Source organism: Microbacterium sp. AG1240, from assembly GCF_003635115.1.
In the GTDB taxonomy this organism is placed as follows: domain Bacteria; phylum Actinomycetota; class Actinomycetes; order Actinomycetales; family Microbacteriaceae; genus Microbacterium.
This window is the reverse complement of record NZ_RBXJ01000001.1, coordinates 246,194-261,630: the sequence shown is the minus strand read 5'-3', so window position 1 is coordinate 261,630 and position 15,437 is coordinate 246,194. Positions and strand designations below refer to the sequence as shown.

Below are 15,437 nucleotides of genomic sequence, written 5' to 3'. Positions count from 1 at the left end.
CGGCCCGCTCCCTCGCGCAGCATCCGATCCACGTCAGGTGCGGGCGGGGAAGCGCGCTGCGAGCCAGACGAGCAGATCCGCGCGCACCTCGGCCTGGTTGAGCTCGTTGAAGATCTCGTGCCGGGCTTCGGGGTACACGAGCGTCGTGACGTCGGTGAGGCCGGAGCGCGTGCGGTAGGCGTCGGCGAGCTTGTGCACGCTGCGGGGGCCGCCGACCGAGTCCTCGCGCCCGACCATCAGCAGCGCCGGGATGTCGCGCAGGCCTCGGGCGGGGCGTCCGAACAGCCGCACGGCGTCGAGCGGGCCGAAGAGCTTCAGCAGCGGTACGGAGGTCGTCAGCGGATCATCGAGGAACGCCTGCCCGACGTCGGGGTCGGAGGAGAGCCATTCCGTCCCGGTCGCGCCCTCGGCCTTCCACGCCGCGTTGAGGTTGCCGGCGTTCAGCGAGCCGGGCCAGCGCAACGCCGACCCGCTGAGCACGAGGGCGTCGTAGAGGTCGGGATGCTGGTTCACCAGGATCTGCGCGAGGAACGACCCCCACGAGTGACCGACCAGCACGAGCGGCAGCCCGGGGTTCTCGCCGCGGATGCGCTCGGTCAGCTCCCGCACCGCGTCCACCGCCGCGCGGTGTCCGCCGCGCCCCAGCCGTCCGAGCTTCGCGGGATCGCCGTGTTGACGCAGGCCGGTGCGCCCGTGGCCGCGGTGGTCGTCGGCGTACACCGTGTACCCCTCGGCGACGAGGGAGTCCACGAGCGCGCCGTAGCGGCCGGCGTGTTCACCGACGCCGTGCAGCAGCTGCACCACGGCGCGGGGCCGATCGGCGGGGTGGACGTCGTAGACGATCGCGACACCGTGCGCATCGGCGAACTCGGGCATGTCGCCGAGCCTAGCGGGGCGATGGCGCGAGCCCTCCCCCACCCTGCCCTTAGCTCGACTAATGAGCTATGCTAATCACTGCATGAACGACTCGACGACACCCCCCGAACCACCGAGCGACCTCGGCACCGCAGCATCCGATTTCCGGATGGCGACCTTCCGACTCGCCCGCCGCCTCCGCGCCCAGCGCGCGGTCGACACGATGAGCGACGGCCAGTTCGCCGTGCTCGCCGCCCTCAAGGTCTTCGGCCCCCACACGCTCGCCGAGCTCGCCACCCGCGAGCGGGTGACGGCGCCGTCGATGAACCGCACCGTCAACAGCCTCGAGGAGTCGGGGCTGCTCAGCCGCACGCCCTCGCTCGATGACCGCCGCAAGATCACGCTCGATCTGACCGACGAAGGACGCGCCGTCGTCGTCGAGACGGCCCGCCGCCGCGACGCGTGGCTCGAGGGAGCGCTGGCGGAGATCACCGACGACGACCGCGCCACCCTCGTCCGTGCCGCGCAGATCATGCAGAGGCTGGCGGACCGATGAGTTCGTCGATGTTCCGATCGTTCGCGGTGTTCAACTACCGCGTGTGGTTCATCGGCGCCGTCGTATCGAACGTCGGGGCGTGGATGCAGTCGACGGCCCAGAGCTGGGTCGTGCTCACCCAGCTCACCGACGGCGACGCCGGCGCGATGGGCGTGACGATGGCCCTGCAGTTCGCGCCTCCCCTGCTGCTGGTGGGGGTGACCGGTTGGGTGGCCGACCGCTTCGACCGCCGGCGCCTGATCATGGTGACGCAGACGGTCATGCTGCTGCTGGCCGTCGCGCTCGGCGTGCTCGTGCTGACCGGCGTGATGACCCTGCCGCTCATGTACGGCTTCGCCCTCGCCCTCGGCGTGGTCACGGCGTTCGACAACCCGGCTCGCCAGGCGTTCGTCTCCGACCTCGTCGCGAGAGAGAACGCGTCGAACGCCGTGGCGCTCAATGCGGCGTCGTTCAACACCGCGCGCCTGATCGGACCCGCCGTCGCCGGGGTGCTCATCGTGCTGATCGGCAGCGGCTGGGTCTTCCTCGTCAACGCCTTCACCTTCGTCGCGATGCTCGTGGCTCTTGCGATCATGCGGCCGCACGAGCTCGTGCCGCGCCCGAAGATGCGCGGCCGCTCGCGCCTGGCCGACGGATTCCGTTACGTCGGAAAGCGCGGCGACCTGGCGGTCATCTTCGTGATGGTGTTCCTCCTCGGGGCCTTCGGCATGAACTTCCCGATCTTCGCGTCGACCATGGCCCTCGAGTTCGGCCAGGGGGCCGACGGTTTCGGCCTCCTCAGCTCGATCCTGGCGATCGGCTCGCTCACCGGCGCGCTCCTCGCCGCCCGTCGGGAACGCGCCCGATTGCGGCTGGTGGTGGTCGCCGCTGGCGGTTTCGGAGTCGCGATGCTCGCCTCGTCGATCGCCCCGAGCTACCTGCTGTACGCCGTGACGCTCGTGTTCGTCGGCTTCTCGGTCGTCACGATGCTCACCACGGCGAACGGCTACGTGCAGACCACGACCGACCCCGCCCTGCGCGGCCGGGTGCTGGCGCTCTACATGGCGATCCTCCTCGGCGGCACGCCCGTCGGCGCTCCCGTCGTCGGCTGGATCGCCTCGGAGTGGGGCCCGCGCGCGGCCATACTCGTCGCCGCGATCGCCGCGCTCGTCGCCTGCGCGGTCGGCGTCACGTGGACCCTCCTGTCGGGCCGCGTGCATCGCCACGAGAGCCGGCGCTTCGCCCTCACGCTCGACGAGACGCGTCCGATCGAGGTCGTGCCCGCACCGGTTCCGGAGGAGTTCAGCGACGAGGTCGCCGGCACCACGGCCATCCCCCTTCCGCGCCCCACGGAGTCGTCGCCCCGCTCCTGAGCCGCGCACGCGGGCGCGTCCTCGCGCTCGAACAACGAGGGTGCCCGTTCTCGCCATAGGTGAGCGAAAATGCGGGCACCCTTGGCCGAATCGGGCACCCTCGACGGTCAGCTCGGCGGCGGCGTGTAGACCAGCGCGTTCTTGTAGTCGCTGACGGGGATCGCTCCCGCCCTCCGCGGCTCGATCGCCACGCGCACGCGGAGGTGCTCGCGCACCAGCGCGGCCGCCGCGCCCAGCGACGCAGCCGCGTCGGCGGGCTCGACACCCTCGCGCAGTTCCACTTCGAGCGGGATGTCCTCGTCGAAACGAACCTGGGCGTCGTCGTCCTTGCGGATGCGCATGGTTCCCGACAGCACATCGGATGCTGCCTCCAGCACCACCTCGCGGATCGCCGAGGGGTAGACGTTCATGGCCTTGTAGATGAGCATGTCGTCGGTGCGTCCGACGCAGCGCATCGTAGGCGTCGCACGCCCGCACGGGCAGTCCACCGCGGTGATCTGCAGCTGATCGCGCGACCGGAACCGCAGCACCGGTGACGCCTCACGACGAAGGGTCGTGTAGATCGCCTCACCGGTGGCGCCGGTCTCCCACGGCACGTGAGCGAGGGTTTCGGGGTCGATGAGCTCGACGAACACGTCGGGGGCGGCGGTGAAGTGCATACCCCGACCGATCTCGCACTCGGCCCACATCGCGGGGAGGATGTCGCCGAGCCCCATGAACTCGCTGACGCGGGTCGCACTCCAGGCATCGAGGATCCCGCGACGGATGTGCGGCACGCCCGCGCCGGGCTCTCCGCCCGCGATGACGGTGCGCACCGAGAGTTCGCGCGCCGACACCCCGAGCTCCTGCTCGCACCGCTCGGCGAAATGCGCGGCGAACGACGCGGTGGCCACGAGGACGTCGACGCCGAGCCGCTGCATGCCCAGCGCCATGCGCCCGGTGGTCTGGCCGCCGATCCATGCGAGCGCGCCGCCCGCGTCGCGGATGCCGTCGGCGTACGGCAGGCCGCCCGCGACGATCGCCATTCCCGTCGTCAGCGCGACGACCGATCCGGGCGTGACACCGGCGGTGCGGTAGGCATCGCCGATGCGGGCGCTCCAGCGGCGAACGTCGGTGTCCGTCAGACCGAAGTACGTCGGGGCACCGGTGGTGCCCGACGAGCTCGTCACCTGCGATAGTCGACGCGTGTCGACGAGTTGAAACGCGCCCAGCGGGTGCTCGGGGGTGCGTTCGGCCTGCGCCGCGCGGAGGTCTTCCTTCGTCGTGAAGGGCAGTGCGAGCAGGTCGTCGAGGTGGGAGGGCGCGGCGCTGCGTCCGATGCGGGTCTCCCACGCGTCATGGCGCCCCAGGCGCGCGAGCAGCGGGCCGAACTCCTCCAGTTGCGCCGCCTGCGTCGATTCCCAGGTCGCTCCGGCAGCGACCGTCGTCACTTCTTCGCGCTTCCGGCCTGGCCCATGTTGCGAGGGGCGAAGCCGCCGCCATCGACCGTGACCACCTGGCCGGTGATCCAGCGCGCCTGCTCGGTGACGAGGAAGAACGCCGCCGACGCGATGTCCCAATTGTTCCCCTCGGTCTTGAGCGCCACATTGTCGGCGCGCACCTGTCGCTGTTCGGCCGACAGACCGCGGGCGGCGAACGCGCCCCAGATCATCCCCACCCGTACGCAGTTGACCCGGATGCCGCGAGGGGCGAGACTCGCCGCGGCCCCGGTCGACATCTTCTCCAGCGCCGACTTGGCGAACGAGTACGACATCCCGGGCCCGCGCCCCTCGGCCGCCCCGGACGAGATCGTCACCATCGCACCCCCGCGCCCCAGGTGTCGCTGCGCGTGCCGCAGCACGAACCACACCGCGGTGAAGTTGAGCATCATCCCCCGCTCGAACTCCTCGGGCGTCGCGTCGAACATCGGCTGGGTGCCGCCCCCGCCGATCGAGTCCGCGACGACGTCGATGCGTCCGAAGTGCGCGGCCGCAGCATCCACCGCCGTCTTCACCGACTCGTCATCGGTGACATCGACCTCGAAGAACTCGGCCGTGCCGCCGGCCTCGCGAATGGCCGCGACCGTGCGCTCCCCCGCGGCCGGGTCGCGGTCGAGCACGGCGACGCGGGCCGCGTTCCGCGCGCAGAGCCAGGCGAGGGCGAAGCCGACCCCGCCCTCGGGCCCGCTCAGACCACCACCGGCGATCAGCGCCACCTTGCCCTCGAGCCACGGGGCCGACGCCGTCGCCAACGGGTCGCCGACCGGAACGGGCCAGTTCTCTTCGCTCATGTCGCTGCCTCTCTGCAGGGATGGATGTCGGCGCCGCGATCAGCGCACGGGGAAGGCGCGCCCCGACCAGGCGCCGAGCACCCGGAAGACCAGCGACATGGCCGCGTTCGATGAGCCTGCCACCACGATCGGGAACTGCCCCACCGCCGATCCGGCGATCGTGCGATGGAAGTGGTCCGGCTCGAACGTGCGGTCGCCCCGCCCGTTCAGCCCCTTGCCGACGGCCGCCAGCTCGCGCTCGGTCTTGCCCGCGCGGGTGGTGATCCACTCGCGCACGTCTTGCTTGCTCATGCCGGCGGAGGCGAACAGACGCGCGTGTTCGGGGTTGAGGAGAAGTCCGGCCGGGCTGTGCGGGCCGATGAGGGCGCCGGAGCGCTGCACGGTGTCGACGAGGTCGCCGAGCACATCCTCCGCGGAGGTGAAGCTGCGGTTGTCGACGAGTTCGAATCCTCGGACGAGCGTCGCCGAGACCACGTCGTCACCGGGCGCGTGGCCCAGCTCGACCGACAGGGGCTCCCACGGGCTCTCCTCCTCGTTCTCCCCGATGCACAGGTTCCATCGCCCGGGCACACCGAGGGTGGCCTGCTCGAGCTCACGCGGCCGGATGCCGAACCCGTTGCGCACGGTCAGACCGATCGCCCGCGGCACGCTGAGGTTGGCGCGGAAACCCGGCCCCAACGCACCCCCGGCCGAGGCGATGCCCAGACGCTGTCGGATCGGGCCGTTCACGATCAGCAGCGGACCGGGGCCGCTCGTGCTCTGCCACCCTCCCCCGAGGGCGGCGCGCTCGGAGGACAGAGCGTCCCACGAGGCGAGCACGAGCGGCAGATGTTCGGGCAGGCACCCGGCCATGACGGCGTTGACCGCGACGTCGCGCACCGTGACCTCGCGCTCGAGTTGCGGGTGCCTGCCGACGACGTCGTCGGGGTCGCGATCGGTCTCGGCGAGGAAGCCGGCGACGATGTCGTCGGTCGCGGCCACCGCGGGCAGACCGTCGGTCCACCCTTGGCTGTGGAGATGCTCGGTGACGTCGCGAGCCCCCTCCGGATCGAGCTGCGCGATCCGCTCGTCGACGGGCGATTCGGTCCCGACGAAACCGGTCACGGCGCGAGGGCCGGAACGCGGTCGCCGAGCAGGCGAGCCTCGACCGCGGCGGCCAGCGAGCGCCCCCGCTCCTCGACGCCCGCGTCGCTGAGGTTCGCGATCGGGTGGGCCGTCTGGAGGAACGGGAACTCCGGCGCCCCCTTCAAGCCCGCCATCGCCTGCGACGGTGCGACGAACGAATCGGTGCAGATGACCGCGGTCGGAATCCCCATGCGTTCCAGCGCGATCCCGTCCGCGACCGCCGAGGCGCTGCACGACCCGCAGTCACCGACTCCGACGACCACCACGTCGCATTCGTTGATGAGCTCCTCGACGAGGTCGACGGGCAGAGGCATCGCGAACACCGTCTTGGTGAGGTGCACCAGCGACTCCACGTCGTTCCGAGCGGCCAGCTCGGCGCCGAGCGCCGCCAGGATGCCGTCGGCGTTGCGCTTGGTGTTCTCGAGCAGGCCGATGCGCAGCCCCGCAAGGCTGTCGGGTCGTGGTGCCGCGGCGGCTGCCGCGGATGCGCCGACCTGATGCCGCGCCGTGGGGTCGATGATCGCAACCATGGGAGTACCTCCTCGTAGAACTGGCACCACTATGACGCGGGCTCATCGACCGCCGGGCGGCGCTTCCACACCGCGGAATGGCGGATCGTCCGCCGCATCCGGCCTCTTAGCGTCGAGATGTCAACGACGACCGATGGAGGGAACACCCATGACGACAGCACGCGCCGCGTTCTTGAGCGGACCGAGTCGATTCGAGATCGAGGAGGTGCCGCTTCCCGGGATCTCCGCCGACGACGCCCTCCTGAGAGTCGAGGTCAACGGTCTCTGCGGCAGCGACATCGAACAGGTCACGACCGGGGGGAGGTTCGGCCGGCTCGTTCCCGGGCACGAGCCGGTGGGGGTCATCGACCGCATCGGCGCGGATGCTGCGCGACGATGGGGGGTCTCCGAAGGCGACCGCGTGGCGGTGGAGGTCGTCGTCCCGTGCCACCGGTGCCGGCAGTGCGCCGCCGGGATCTTCAGCTCCTGCGAGGACTCCGTCGGCGCCTACGGCTACCGCCCCGTACCGGGGAGTGCACTGACGGGCGGCTTCGGCGAGTACATGTACCTTCACCCGAACACCGTCATGCACCGCATCTCGAACGACGTGCCGCTCGTCGAGGCCGCGATGTACAACCCGCTGGCCGCCGGCTTCCGATGGGCGAACCACCTCGGCGGCGTGAAGGAGGGCGACACGGTCGTCGTCTTCGGCGCGGGGCAACGGGGCATCGCCGCCGCCATCGCCGCGCTGTCGGTGGGCGCCGCGCACGTCATCGCCACGGGCCTGACCCGCGATGCGCACAAGCTGGAGCTCGCCCGCCGATTCGGCGTGGAGACCACGATCGACGTGGAGCGCGAAGACGCCGTCGAACGCATCGCCGAGGTCACGGGCGGCCGGGGAGCCGACGTCGTGCTCGACCTGACCCCCAACGCGGCGCAGCCGGTGCGCGACAGCCTCGACGTCGCCCGCATGGGCGGGACCGTCGTGCTCGCGGGTCTGAAGCACGGTGCGTCCATCGAGATCGTCACCGACCGCATCGTGCAGAAGGGTCTGCGCGTGATCGGCGCCCGAGGGGTGGAGGGGCGCGCTATCGGCGAGGCGATCGCCCTCATCGAGTCGGGCGCCTACCCGCTCGGTGCGCTCAGCACCCACACCTTCGGTCTCGACGACGCCGCCCGCGCCATCGAGGTGCTCGCGGGCCGCGTCGACGATGAGCCGAGCGTGCACGTCAGCATGATCCCCTGACCCAGCCGTACACGCAGAAGCGCCCGCCCCGGGATCGGGACGGGCGCTTCTGCGTGTGGACGGTCAGCCCTTCAGCGTCATGGACGTCCACGGGGTCAGGTTCGTCGCCGGCATCCGCTCGTCCACACCCTGCCAGCGCGAGTCGTTCAGCAGCGGCAGCCAGCCGGTGTACCACGCGACGGGCGCGTAGATCATGAGCTCTCCCGCGCGCTCCTGCAGATCGCGGAAGGCCTCCCCGCGCACCTCCCGGTCCGTCGATGCGAGCGCGGCCGACGCCGCCGCCATGATCTCGTCGTCGCAGATGCCCGACGGATTGGATGCGGCGAGCTTGTCGGGGTTGCACGCGTACCAGCGCACGATGCCGTTGCTGGGGTCCGACCCCAGCGTGGAGCGCAGGAAGGCGATGTCGAAGTCGCTCTCGGTGTAGACCTTCTCGGTGAACACCGCCGAGGCCGACCCGACGAGGTTCAGCGTGATGCCGACGCGCTCGAGCTGCGCCGCCGCCATCTCGGCGGTCGATCCGACCTCGCTGAGCTCGGTGATGTACCGGGTGTTGAGCGTAAAGCGCGAGCCGTCGGGTCCGACGGGGTACCCGGCGTCGTCGAGCGCGTCGTTGATGGCGTCGACATCGTGCGGGTAGTCGGTGGCGAAGTCGATGTCGTCGTTGACGGCCCAGTCGAGCGCGGGCGGGAAGAAGGTCTCGGCGGGGGTCCCCCGTCCGCCGAGCGCCACATCGGTGATCTCGGTGCGGTCGAGGGCCGCGTAGACGAGCTTGCGCAGCTCGGGGTCGTCGAGCTTTCCCCCCACACCGTTGAACATCATGGTGATCACCTGGGGGAACGACCCGCCGCTCATCTGACTGATGTCGTTGCGCCCGTCGGCCTGCGACAGCTGCGCGGGGTCGAGGCCGGCCTGGTCGACCTCGCCCGCGAAGAGCGCCAGCGCGCGACTGTTCGGATCGCTCATGATCGGGTAAATGGCTCGGTCGACGAGCACCTCGCCGTCCCAGTAGTCGGGATTCTTCTCCAGGATGACCTCGGAACCCGACTGGAACGACCCGAACATCATCGGTCCGGTTCCGATCGGCGCCATGTTCGCGGGGTTGGTCACGTAGTCGGTGCCCTCGTAGATGTGCGCCGGCAGCATGTACTGCACCGCCAGCGTCTCGAGAATCGGGCCGTACGTCTCCGTCAGGCGCACCTCCACCGTCCGCTCGTCGATGATGTCGACCGACTCGAACCTCGCCGCGAGGGCCGCACCGAAGGTCTGCAGCTCCACGATCTCGTCGAGGTTGAACTTCACGTCCTCGGCGGTGAACGGCTCGCCGTCGTGCCAGGTCACCCCCTCGCGGAGAGTGAGGGTCAGGAGCTTCCCGTCGTCGCTCAGATCCCACTCCTCGGCGAGCCCCGGAGACAGCTCGTACGTGTCGGAGATGCGGATCAGGGTGTCGAGGATCTGCGCGCTGAAGGCCGACGGCGAAGCGCCGTTCGTCAGCTGGGCGTTGAAGCTCTGGGGGTCGGCGGCGAGCGCCTGCACATAGATGCGTTCGTCGGAGCCGGATGCACCTCCGCCGTCGGTGGAGCCGGAGCAGGCGGTCAGCGCCAGGCCGACCGTCGCGATCGCGGCGAGCACCCCCAGGGTGCGGTTGCGTTTGTTGAGCACGTTTCTCTGCCTCTCTGCAGGTGTCTGGGACACGGTGTGTTCTCTGGATGGACGCTCAGTCGGCCGGCGCCAGTTCGGGCGCAGCGGCCAGGAGCGTCCGGGTATACGGATGCTGCGGATCGGCGAACAGTCGGTGCTTCGGCCCCTCTTCGACGATCTCGCCGGACTTCATCACGTAGACGTAGTCGGCCACCTTGCGGACGACCGGGAGATCGTGGGTGATGAAGACGTAGCCGACGCCGATCGTCTCGGTCAGGTCTGCCATGACCTTCAGCACCCCCGCCTTCACCGAGGCGTCCAGGGCCGAGACCGCCTCGTCGGCGACGATGATGTCCGGGCCGAGCGCGATGGCGCGGGCGATGAGCACGCGCTGGCGCTGGCCGCCGCTGAGCTCGTGGGGGAATCGGTCGAGGAAGCGCTCGGCGGGCTCCATGCCGACGAGCTCGAGCGCCTCGACCACCTTCGCGCGCACGGCCGATCGACCGGTCGCGATGCGGTGCAGCCGGACGACCTCGCCGATGGCCTGCTCGACGCGCTTTCGCGGATTGAGCGAGCCTGCCGGGTCTTGCAGCACCGCCTGCACGCGGCGCCGGTAGGCGCGCCGGTCGCCACCTCGCAGCTGCGCGATGTCGCGGCCGTCGAGTTCGACCGTGCCGTCGGTGACCGGGACGAGGTCGAGGAGCATGCGGGCCAGAGTGCTCTTGCCGCTCCCGCTCTCGCCGACGATGGCGACGAACCGCCCGGGCTCGGCGCGCAGTGATGCGTTGCGCACCGCGACGACGGGTGCGCCCCCGCGGCGACCGCGGAAGGACTTGGTCACAGACCGTGCTTCAAGGAGCATGGGTCGCCGCCTCCTTCGAGAGCTCTCGACGGAGCTCCCACGGGATCGAGTACAGCTCGAGGTGTTCGTCGGAGAGACTGCGGACGCTGCGCAGGAGCGCCCGGGTGTATTCGTGTCTCGGGCGAGCGAGCACCTCGGCGGTGAGGCCCTCCTCGACGACGCGACCGTTGTACATGACGTAGATGCGATCGGTCATGCCCGCGACGACCGCGATGTCGTGCGAGATGAGGATGAGGGAATTGCCGAGCTGCGAGACCGTGTCGTCGAGCGTGCGCAGCACCCGGGCCTGCACGGTGGCGTCGAGGGCGGTCGTCGGCTCGTCCGCGATGATCAGATCGGGGAGCTTCGCGATGGCGATCGCGATCAGCACGCGCTGGCGCATCCCCCCGCTCAGTTCGTGCGGGAAACTCATCGCGACCTGTTCCGCGTCGTCGAGTCCCGCCAGCCGCAGGAAGCGGGCGACCTCGCTCGTGCGTGCGGCGCGTCCTCGTCGCGACTGAGGTTCGAGCGACTCCGCCACCTGCGCCCCCACACGCATCGTGGGGTTGAGGAACGTCAGCGGGTCCTGGAAGATCATGCCGATCCTGCGGGCGCGCACCTCGGCCCACGCGTCGGCGGACGCACCGTTCATCTCGCGACCGGAGAAGTGGATGGAGCCTTCCACGCGTACCCGCGGCGAGGTGGGTAGGAGGCCGGAGATCGCTCGTCCGGTGATCGACTTGCCCGATCCCGATTCCCCGACGATGCCGACCCGCTCGCCGTCGTGCACGGTGATGCTGACATCACTGACCGCCTCGACCTCCGTGCGGTCGCCCGTCGGCAGGTGCACCCTGAGGTTCTCCACCCGCAGGATCGGCTCCCGCCCCGCCGCACGCGACTCCCGCTCGGCGGTTCGCCCGTTCGTGTCGACGGCCATCACTTGACCCTCCCGATCGTCGGGTTCAGCGCGTCGTTCAGTCCGTCGCCGAGGATGTTGACGGCCAGCACGACGAGGAAGATGCACATGCCGGGGAACAGCGCGAGCCACCACGCCTGCTGCATGTAGGCCTGCGCCGAGTTGAGCAGCGCTCCCCAGCTCGGCCGGTTGGTGTCGCCGATGCCGAGGTAGGCGAGTCCCGATTCCACGAGGATCGCGCGACCCACCGTCATGCTGGTCGCCACGAGCACCGGGGGCATGGCGTTGGGGATGACGTCCGACCAGAGGATGCGAAGGCCCCCGAACCCGGCGGCCTTCGCCGACTCGACGTATCCGAGCTTGGAGATGCGCATCGCCTCGGCTCGCACGATCCTCGCGCAGCTCGGCCACATGGTGATCGCGAGGATGACCACGATGATGAGGACGTTCGACCCGAGCAGGGCCGCCGCGACGAGCGCCAGGATCAGCCCGGGCAGCACCTGGAAGAACTCGGCCACCTTCACCAGGGCCGTGTCCATGAACCCGCCGTAGTACCCGGCGAGCCCACCCACCACCACGCCGATCGTCATGCACAGGAGAGCGACGGTGAAACCGACGAGGAGCGAGATCTGGCCGCCGTAGACGACGCGGGCGAGATAGTCGCGTCCGAGGTCGTCTGTTCCGAGGGGGAACTGCCCGCTCGGCGGGAGGAGGGGCGGATTGCCCGTGGCACTGGGGCTACCGACGAAGAACGGCCCGATGACGGACACGAGCACGAACAACAGCAGCAGCGGCAGGAAGATCAGGGTGGAGGGCTTGCCGAGGAAGACCTTCCATGTCGGCCGACGTGAGGCGACCCGTCCCTCGGTGGGAGCGCCGTGGTCCGTTCCCGTGGGCTGGGAGGCGCCGATGACGATGGCCTCGTCCGTCGTGGTCATGCTGGCACCTCGATCTTTCGTGTGGTGGTGCTTCTGCGGACGAGCTGCGACCGCAGCCGGGGGTCGACGATGCCGTAGACGACGTCGGTGAGGATGTTGACGATGATGATCGTGACCGTCAGCACGATCACGACGCCCAGCACGACCTGGTTGTCCTGGCGACCGATCGCATCGATGAAGAGCAGCCCCATCCCGGGCCATCCGAAGACGCGCTCGACGAGCACCGAACCGGCCAGGATGAACCCGAGGCTGTAGCCCGAGATCGTGACCATGGGCAGCAGCGCGTTCGGCATGGCGTGGCGCCACAGCACGCGCTGCGACGAGACGCCCTTGGACCGGGCGGTGTCGATGAAGTCCTGGCTCAGCGACTCGATCATCGACGCGCGCATGATCCGGGTCTTGTAGGCGAGCTCGCTCGTGGCCATCGTGATGATCGGCAGCACCATGTACTGCAGGGCGATGCCCTCCTGGCCGTACGGCGCCTTGCCCTGGGTGGGCAGCCACCCGAGGGTGAGCGAGAACACCATGATGAGCATCATCCCGAGCCAGAAGTTCGGCACCGAGAAAAGACCGACCGCGACGCCGGAGATGCTGCTGTCGAGCCACCGGCGACGCGTGCGAGCGGCGATCGATCCGAGCACGATGCCGAGCGTGGTCGAGATGACGAACGACGGGATGGCCAGGGCGAGGGTATTGCCGGCCCGTCCGAGGATCAGGTCGAGCACCGGCTCGCTCGTACCGAACGAGAAGCCGAGGTTGCCGGTGAAGACGTTCCCGAGGTAGATGAAGTACCGCTCCCAGAGCGGCTTGTCCAAGCCGTAGGCCGCGGTGATCTGCGCTTCGAATGCGGGGGAGATCGGCACGTCGCCGACGAGGCTCTGGATGGGGTTGCCCGGGGCGAGCTCGAGCAGCACGAACAGCACCGTGATCACGGCGACGAAGAGCAGCAGCGAGGAGACGAGCAGCCTCCCGTAGCGGCTCACGATCGCCCTCATCGTCGGGCTCCTCGTCGGCCGGCGGGGGCGAACCGGCATCCGCGGCACCGATGACCCGGCGCTGCGGGACCGTCGGAACGGGTGGTGGGGAGTGCGAGCATCGGATCTCCTTCGATTCACGCTCGTGAAGTGTGGGTTCACCTTCGCCCCGGGCCTCTCGGTGACCCAACGCCCGGTTCCGCCGGGCGGAAGGTCGGTCGCCGGGCAGGCCGGGACGGGGGGTGTCAGAAGAAGCCCGCGCTGCGTCGGTTGAAGTCGACGGTGCGCGGGTGGGGACGGGTTCGACGCTCGGCGAGCGCGTGCCCGACGCGCGTCGCCGCGGCGCGCACCGGATCGACGAGTTTCGCGGGATCGTCTCGTCCGATCAGGTACACCGTCCCGACGACGGTCTCCACGCTCCCGTCCTCGCTGAAGACCGGGGCGGCGACGGCCCCCGCACCGAGCGAGATGGTCTGGCTCACGACGACGAACCGATTGCGTCTCGCGACCTCGAGCGCCGCCCGGACGGCACCCGGATCGGCCAGGGTGTGCGAGGTGAATCTCTTCAGCGGGCGGGAGAGGTAGTCGTCCACGAACGCCGGTTCGGCGTAGGCGAGCAGGGCGAGCCCCGTCGCGGTCACGTGCAGCGGCATCCGACCGCCCATGCGGTTCTCGCCCGAATAGTTCGAGTGCGGACGGAGCGCTTCGAGATACATCACGTCGCCGCCGTCGCGCACTCCGAGGTGCACGGTCAGGCCGGTCAGCCGGTGCAGATCGGAGATGTGCGGCAGGGCGCTCTCACGCAGGCGCAGAGCCCGTGTGGACGACGACGCGAGATCCAGGATCTTGCGACTCAGACGGTACCGACCCTCGTCGTCCAGTTCGAGCCCGCCCCATTCGAGCACCTCGTGAGCGAGCCGGTGAGCCGTCGTCAGAGAGAGATCGGCGTACCTGCTGATCTCCGTCAACGTGAGCGCACCACCGCCCTGCGAGAAGGCCCCCAGCACCGCGAGCACGCGCGCCGCGGCCGTCCGCTTCGGGTTCTCCTGCTCCGTCACGGTCTCCAGAACCATCGTGTTCCCCCTCCCCCGCACCTGACCCCGTCCGGCAGGGCGCTCGTCGTCGTCATCACGGCACGTCGATCAGGGCCTCGGCCAGATCGAGGAACGCGAGCGCGTTGGCGGATCCGATGCTCTCGGCGTCTTCGTCGGACAGCTCCAAGCCCGAGAGGGTCGCTCCGAGCACACCCGGTCGGGGCATGGCGGGGAAGTCGGTGCCGAGCACCAGGCGGTCCGCGCCGAGGTAGTCGACCGCGAAGCGGAGTCCGCGCGGGTCGAAGAGCATGGAGTCGTAGAAGAAGCGTCTCGCCACGGCGCTCGGCGCCTGCGCCGATCGCGTGTCCGCATCCTGCTGCGACCAGAAGTAGTCGGCGCGCGCCAGCATGAGCGGGAGGCCCCCGGCGGCATGGCTGAAGAGCACGCGATCGAGCCGGCAGCTGTCGGCCATGCCCCCGAAGAGCAGGGAGGATGCGGCGCGCGCGCCCTCGATGCCGACCCCGATCGAGCCGCGGAGGGCGGCCGGCAGCTCCGGCTCGTCGGCGCGCGGGAGGGTATGGACGAACACCGAGAGACCGCGGCGGTCGATCTCCCGGAAGAACTCGGTGAACCGGGCGTCCCCGATCGCCACCCCCCGCACGTTCGAGGGAACCTCCACGCCGCGGAGCCCGAGATCCTGGACGGTGCCGAGCTCCTCGGCGGCCGACTCGGGATCCTGCAACGAGACCATCCCCAGTCCGTGGATGCGCCCGTCGCCGGCGGCGACGAGTTCGGCCACCGACTCGTTGACGTAGCGGGAGATCTCGCGGGCCAGGGGCGCCTCGACGGCGGTGTTCAGGAGCGGCGGCATCGGAGAGACGATCTCCTGGTCGACCCCGGCGGCGTCCATCGCGTCGATCCGGCTCTCGGCCTCGAAGAACGCGGCACGTGCGCGGAACCGGGTCGCACCGAACACGAGCATCCTCGCCGTGTCGGCCTCGATCGGCTCCATCGCAGGGAACCCCTCATCCGGGGGGAAGACCCCCGGGATGACATGGGCATGGGCATCGATGATCATGCGTCCTCCTCGTCGAGGTCTGCCGTCGGCCGGCGCCACCACTCTCCGACCACGCCGGGGTCGAGACATCGAGGCTTCCGCCTGATGGAAGCCGAGCACGTCC

At 70.0% G+C, this 15,437-nt stretch carries 15 protein-coding genes; 3 read left to right on the top strand and 12 right to left on the bottom strand.

The genetic code is table 11. From position 1 onward, the window contains the following. Positions 1-33: 33 nt before the first annotated feature. Positions 34-876 carry an alpha/beta fold hydrolase gene (locus DEU34_RS01225; protein WP_121148103.1) on the bottom strand — a complete coding sequence of 281 codons (843 nt, stop codon included), beginning with the start codon at positions 874-876 and terminating at the stop codon, positions 34-36. A gap of 82 nt (positions 877-958) precedes the next feature. On the opposite strand from DEU34_RS01225, the gene DEU34_RS01220 reads away from it, so the two are divergent. Together DEU34_RS01220 and DEU34_RS01215 are read left to right on the top strand one after the other, a co-directional pair. Further along, complete coding sequence (locus tag DEU34_RS01220) at positions 959-1,411, top strand: MarR family winged helix-turn-helix transcriptional regulator (RefSeq protein ID WP_259459991.1); 453 nt, start codon at positions 959-961, stop codon at positions 1,409-1,411. Next, positions 1,408-2,763 (top strand): MFS transporter, encoded by a 1,356-nt coding sequence (locus DEU34_RS01215; RefSeq protein ID WP_121148101.1) that lies wholly within the window; start codon positions 1,408-1,410, stop codon positions 2,761-2,763. Before DEU34_RS01220 ends, DEU34_RS01215 begins: the two co-directional genes overlap by 4 nt. Before the next feature lie 107 nt (positions 2,764-2,870). Here DEU34_RS01215 and DEU34_RS01210 read toward each other — a convergent pair whose 3' ends face one another. Genes DEU34_RS01210 through DEU34_RS01195 form a run of 4 tightly spaced genes read right to left on the bottom strand, consistent with a single transcriptional unit; the run spans position 2,871 to position 6,687 of the window. After that, the gene (locus tag DEU34_RS01210; protein ID WP_121148099.1) at positions 2,871-4,193 is read right to left on the bottom strand and encodes a phenylacetate--CoA ligase family protein; all 1,323 of its coding nucleotides are present in this window, start codon (positions 4,191-4,193) and stop codon (positions 2,871-2,873) included. After that, on the bottom strand, positions 4,190-5,032 hold the full coding sequence (locus DEU34_RS01205) for an SDR family NAD(P)-dependent oxidoreductase (protein ID WP_121148096.1): 843 nt from the start codon (positions 5,030-5,032) through the stop codon (positions 4,190-4,192). Before DEU34_RS01205 ends, DEU34_RS01210 begins: the two co-directional genes overlap by 4 nt. Before the next feature lie 39 nt (positions 5,033-5,071). Next, on the bottom strand, positions 5,072-6,136 hold the full coding sequence (locus tag DEU34_RS01200) for a hypothetical protein (RefSeq protein WP_220659912.1): 1,065 nt from the start codon (positions 6,134-6,136) through the stop codon (positions 5,072-5,074). Next, the gene (locus DEU34_RS01195) at positions 6,133-6,687 is read right to left on the bottom strand and encodes a UGSC family (seleno)protein (protein ID WP_121148094.1); all 555 of its coding nucleotides are present in this window, start codon (positions 6,685-6,687) and stop codon (positions 6,133-6,135) included. The genes DEU34_RS01200 and DEU34_RS01195 overlap by 4 nt, the downstream gene beginning before the upstream one ends. Positions 6,688-6,835: 148 nt before the next feature. On the opposite strand from DEU34_RS01195, the gene DEU34_RS01190 reads away from it, so the two are divergent. Next, positions 6,836-7,912, top strand: a complete 1,077-nt coding sequence (locus DEU34_RS01190; RefSeq protein ID WP_121148092.1) for a zinc-binding dehydrogenase — start codon at positions 6,836-6,838, stop codon at positions 7,910-7,912. A gap of 63 nt (positions 7,913-7,975) precedes the next feature. On the opposite strand, the gene DEU34_RS01185 is transcribed toward DEU34_RS01190, so the two are convergent. The 7 genes from DEU34_RS01185 to DEU34_RS01155 form a co-directional block, all read right to left on the bottom strand. Next, positions 7,976-9,574, bottom strand: coding sequence for an ABC transporter substrate-binding protein (locus DEU34_RS01185; protein WP_183042302.1), 1,599 nt, complete (start codon positions 9,572-9,574; stop codon positions 7,976-7,978). 55 nt (positions 9,575-9,629) lie between these two features. Continuing rightward, positions 9,630-10,394 (bottom strand): ABC transporter ATP-binding protein, encoded by a 765-nt coding sequence (locus DEU34_RS01180; RefSeq protein ID WP_259459990.1) that lies wholly within the window; start codon positions 10,392-10,394, stop codon positions 9,630-9,632. A 10-nt stretch (positions 10,395-10,404) separates the two neighbouring features. Next, positions 10,405-11,331, bottom strand: coding sequence for an ABC transporter ATP-binding protein (locus DEU34_RS01175; RefSeq protein WP_121148085.1), 927 nt, complete (start codon positions 11,329-11,331; stop codon positions 10,405-10,407). Next, positions 11,331-12,248 (bottom strand): ABC transporter permease, encoded by a 918-nt coding sequence (locus DEU34_RS01170; protein ID WP_121148083.1) that lies wholly within the window; start codon positions 12,246-12,248, stop codon positions 11,331-11,333. Before DEU34_RS01170 ends, DEU34_RS01175 begins: the two co-directional genes overlap by 1 nt. Then, positions 12,245-13,243, bottom strand: a complete 999-nt coding sequence (locus DEU34_RS01165) for an ABC transporter permease (RefSeq protein ID WP_183042301.1) — start codon at positions 13,241-13,243, stop codon at positions 12,245-12,247. Before DEU34_RS01165 ends, DEU34_RS01170 begins: the two co-directional genes overlap by 4 nt. Positions 13,244-13,467: 224 nt before the next feature. Further along, positions 13,468-14,295 (bottom strand): IclR family transcriptional regulator, encoded by an 828-nt coding sequence (locus DEU34_RS01160; RefSeq protein WP_121148079.1) that lies wholly within the window; start codon positions 14,293-14,295, stop codon positions 13,468-13,470. 55 nt (positions 14,296-14,350) lie between these two features. Continuing rightward, the gene (locus DEU34_RS01155; protein ID WP_183042300.1) at positions 14,351-15,334 is read right to left on the bottom strand and encodes an amidohydrolase family protein; all 984 of its coding nucleotides are present in this window, start codon (positions 15,332-15,334) and stop codon (positions 14,351-14,353) included. Positions 15,335-15,437 lie beyond the last annotated feature (103 nt).

What these genes read in the sequence shown, in the direction of transcription:
- DEU34_RS01225 (WP_121148103.1), bottom strand. Translation starts at nt 876, where the DNA reads ATGCCCGAGTTCGCCGATGCGCACGGTGTCGCGATCGTCTACGACGTC.
- DEU34_RS01155 (WP_183042300.1), bottom strand. Translation starts at nt 15,334, where the DNA reads ATGATCATCGATGCCCATGCCCATGTCATCCCGGGGGTCTTCCCCCCG.
- DEU34_RS01215 (WP_121148101.1), top strand. Translation starts at nt 1,408, where the DNA reads ATGAGTTCGTCGATGTTCCGATCGTTCGCGGTGTTCAACTACCGCGTG.
- DEU34_RS01170 (WP_121148083.1), bottom strand. Translation starts at nt 12,248, where the DNA reads ATGACCACGACGGACGAGGCCATCGTCATCGGCGCCTCCCAGCCCACG.
- DEU34_RS01190 (WP_121148092.1), top strand. Translation starts at nt 6,836, where the DNA reads ATGACGACAGCACGCGCCGCGTTCTTGAGCGGACCGAGTCGATTCGAG.
- DEU34_RS01205 (WP_121148096.1), bottom strand. Translation starts at nt 5,032, where the DNA reads ATGAGCGAAGAGAACTGGCCCGTTCCGGTCGGCGACCCGTTGGCGACG.
- DEU34_RS01220 (WP_259459991.1), top strand. Translation starts at nt 959, where the DNA reads ATGAACGACTCGACGACACCCCCCGAACCACCGAGCGACCTCGGCACC.
- DEU34_RS01165 (WP_183042301.1), bottom strand. Translation starts at nt 13,243, where the DNA reads ATGAGGGCGATCGTGAGCCGCTACGGGAGGCTGCTCGTCTCCTCGCTG.
- DEU34_RS01160 (WP_121148079.1), bottom strand. Translation starts at nt 14,295, where the DNA reads ATGGTTCTGGAGACCGTGACGGAGCAGGAGAACCCGAAGCGGACGGCC.
- DEU34_RS01195 (WP_121148094.1), bottom strand. Translation starts at nt 6,687, where the DNA reads ATGGTTGCGATCATCGACCCCACGGCGCGGCATCAGGTCGGCGCATCC.
- DEU34_RS01175 (WP_121148085.1), bottom strand. Translation starts at nt 11,331, where the DNA reads ATGGCCGTCGACACGAACGGGCGAACCGCCGAGCGGGAGTCGCGTGCG.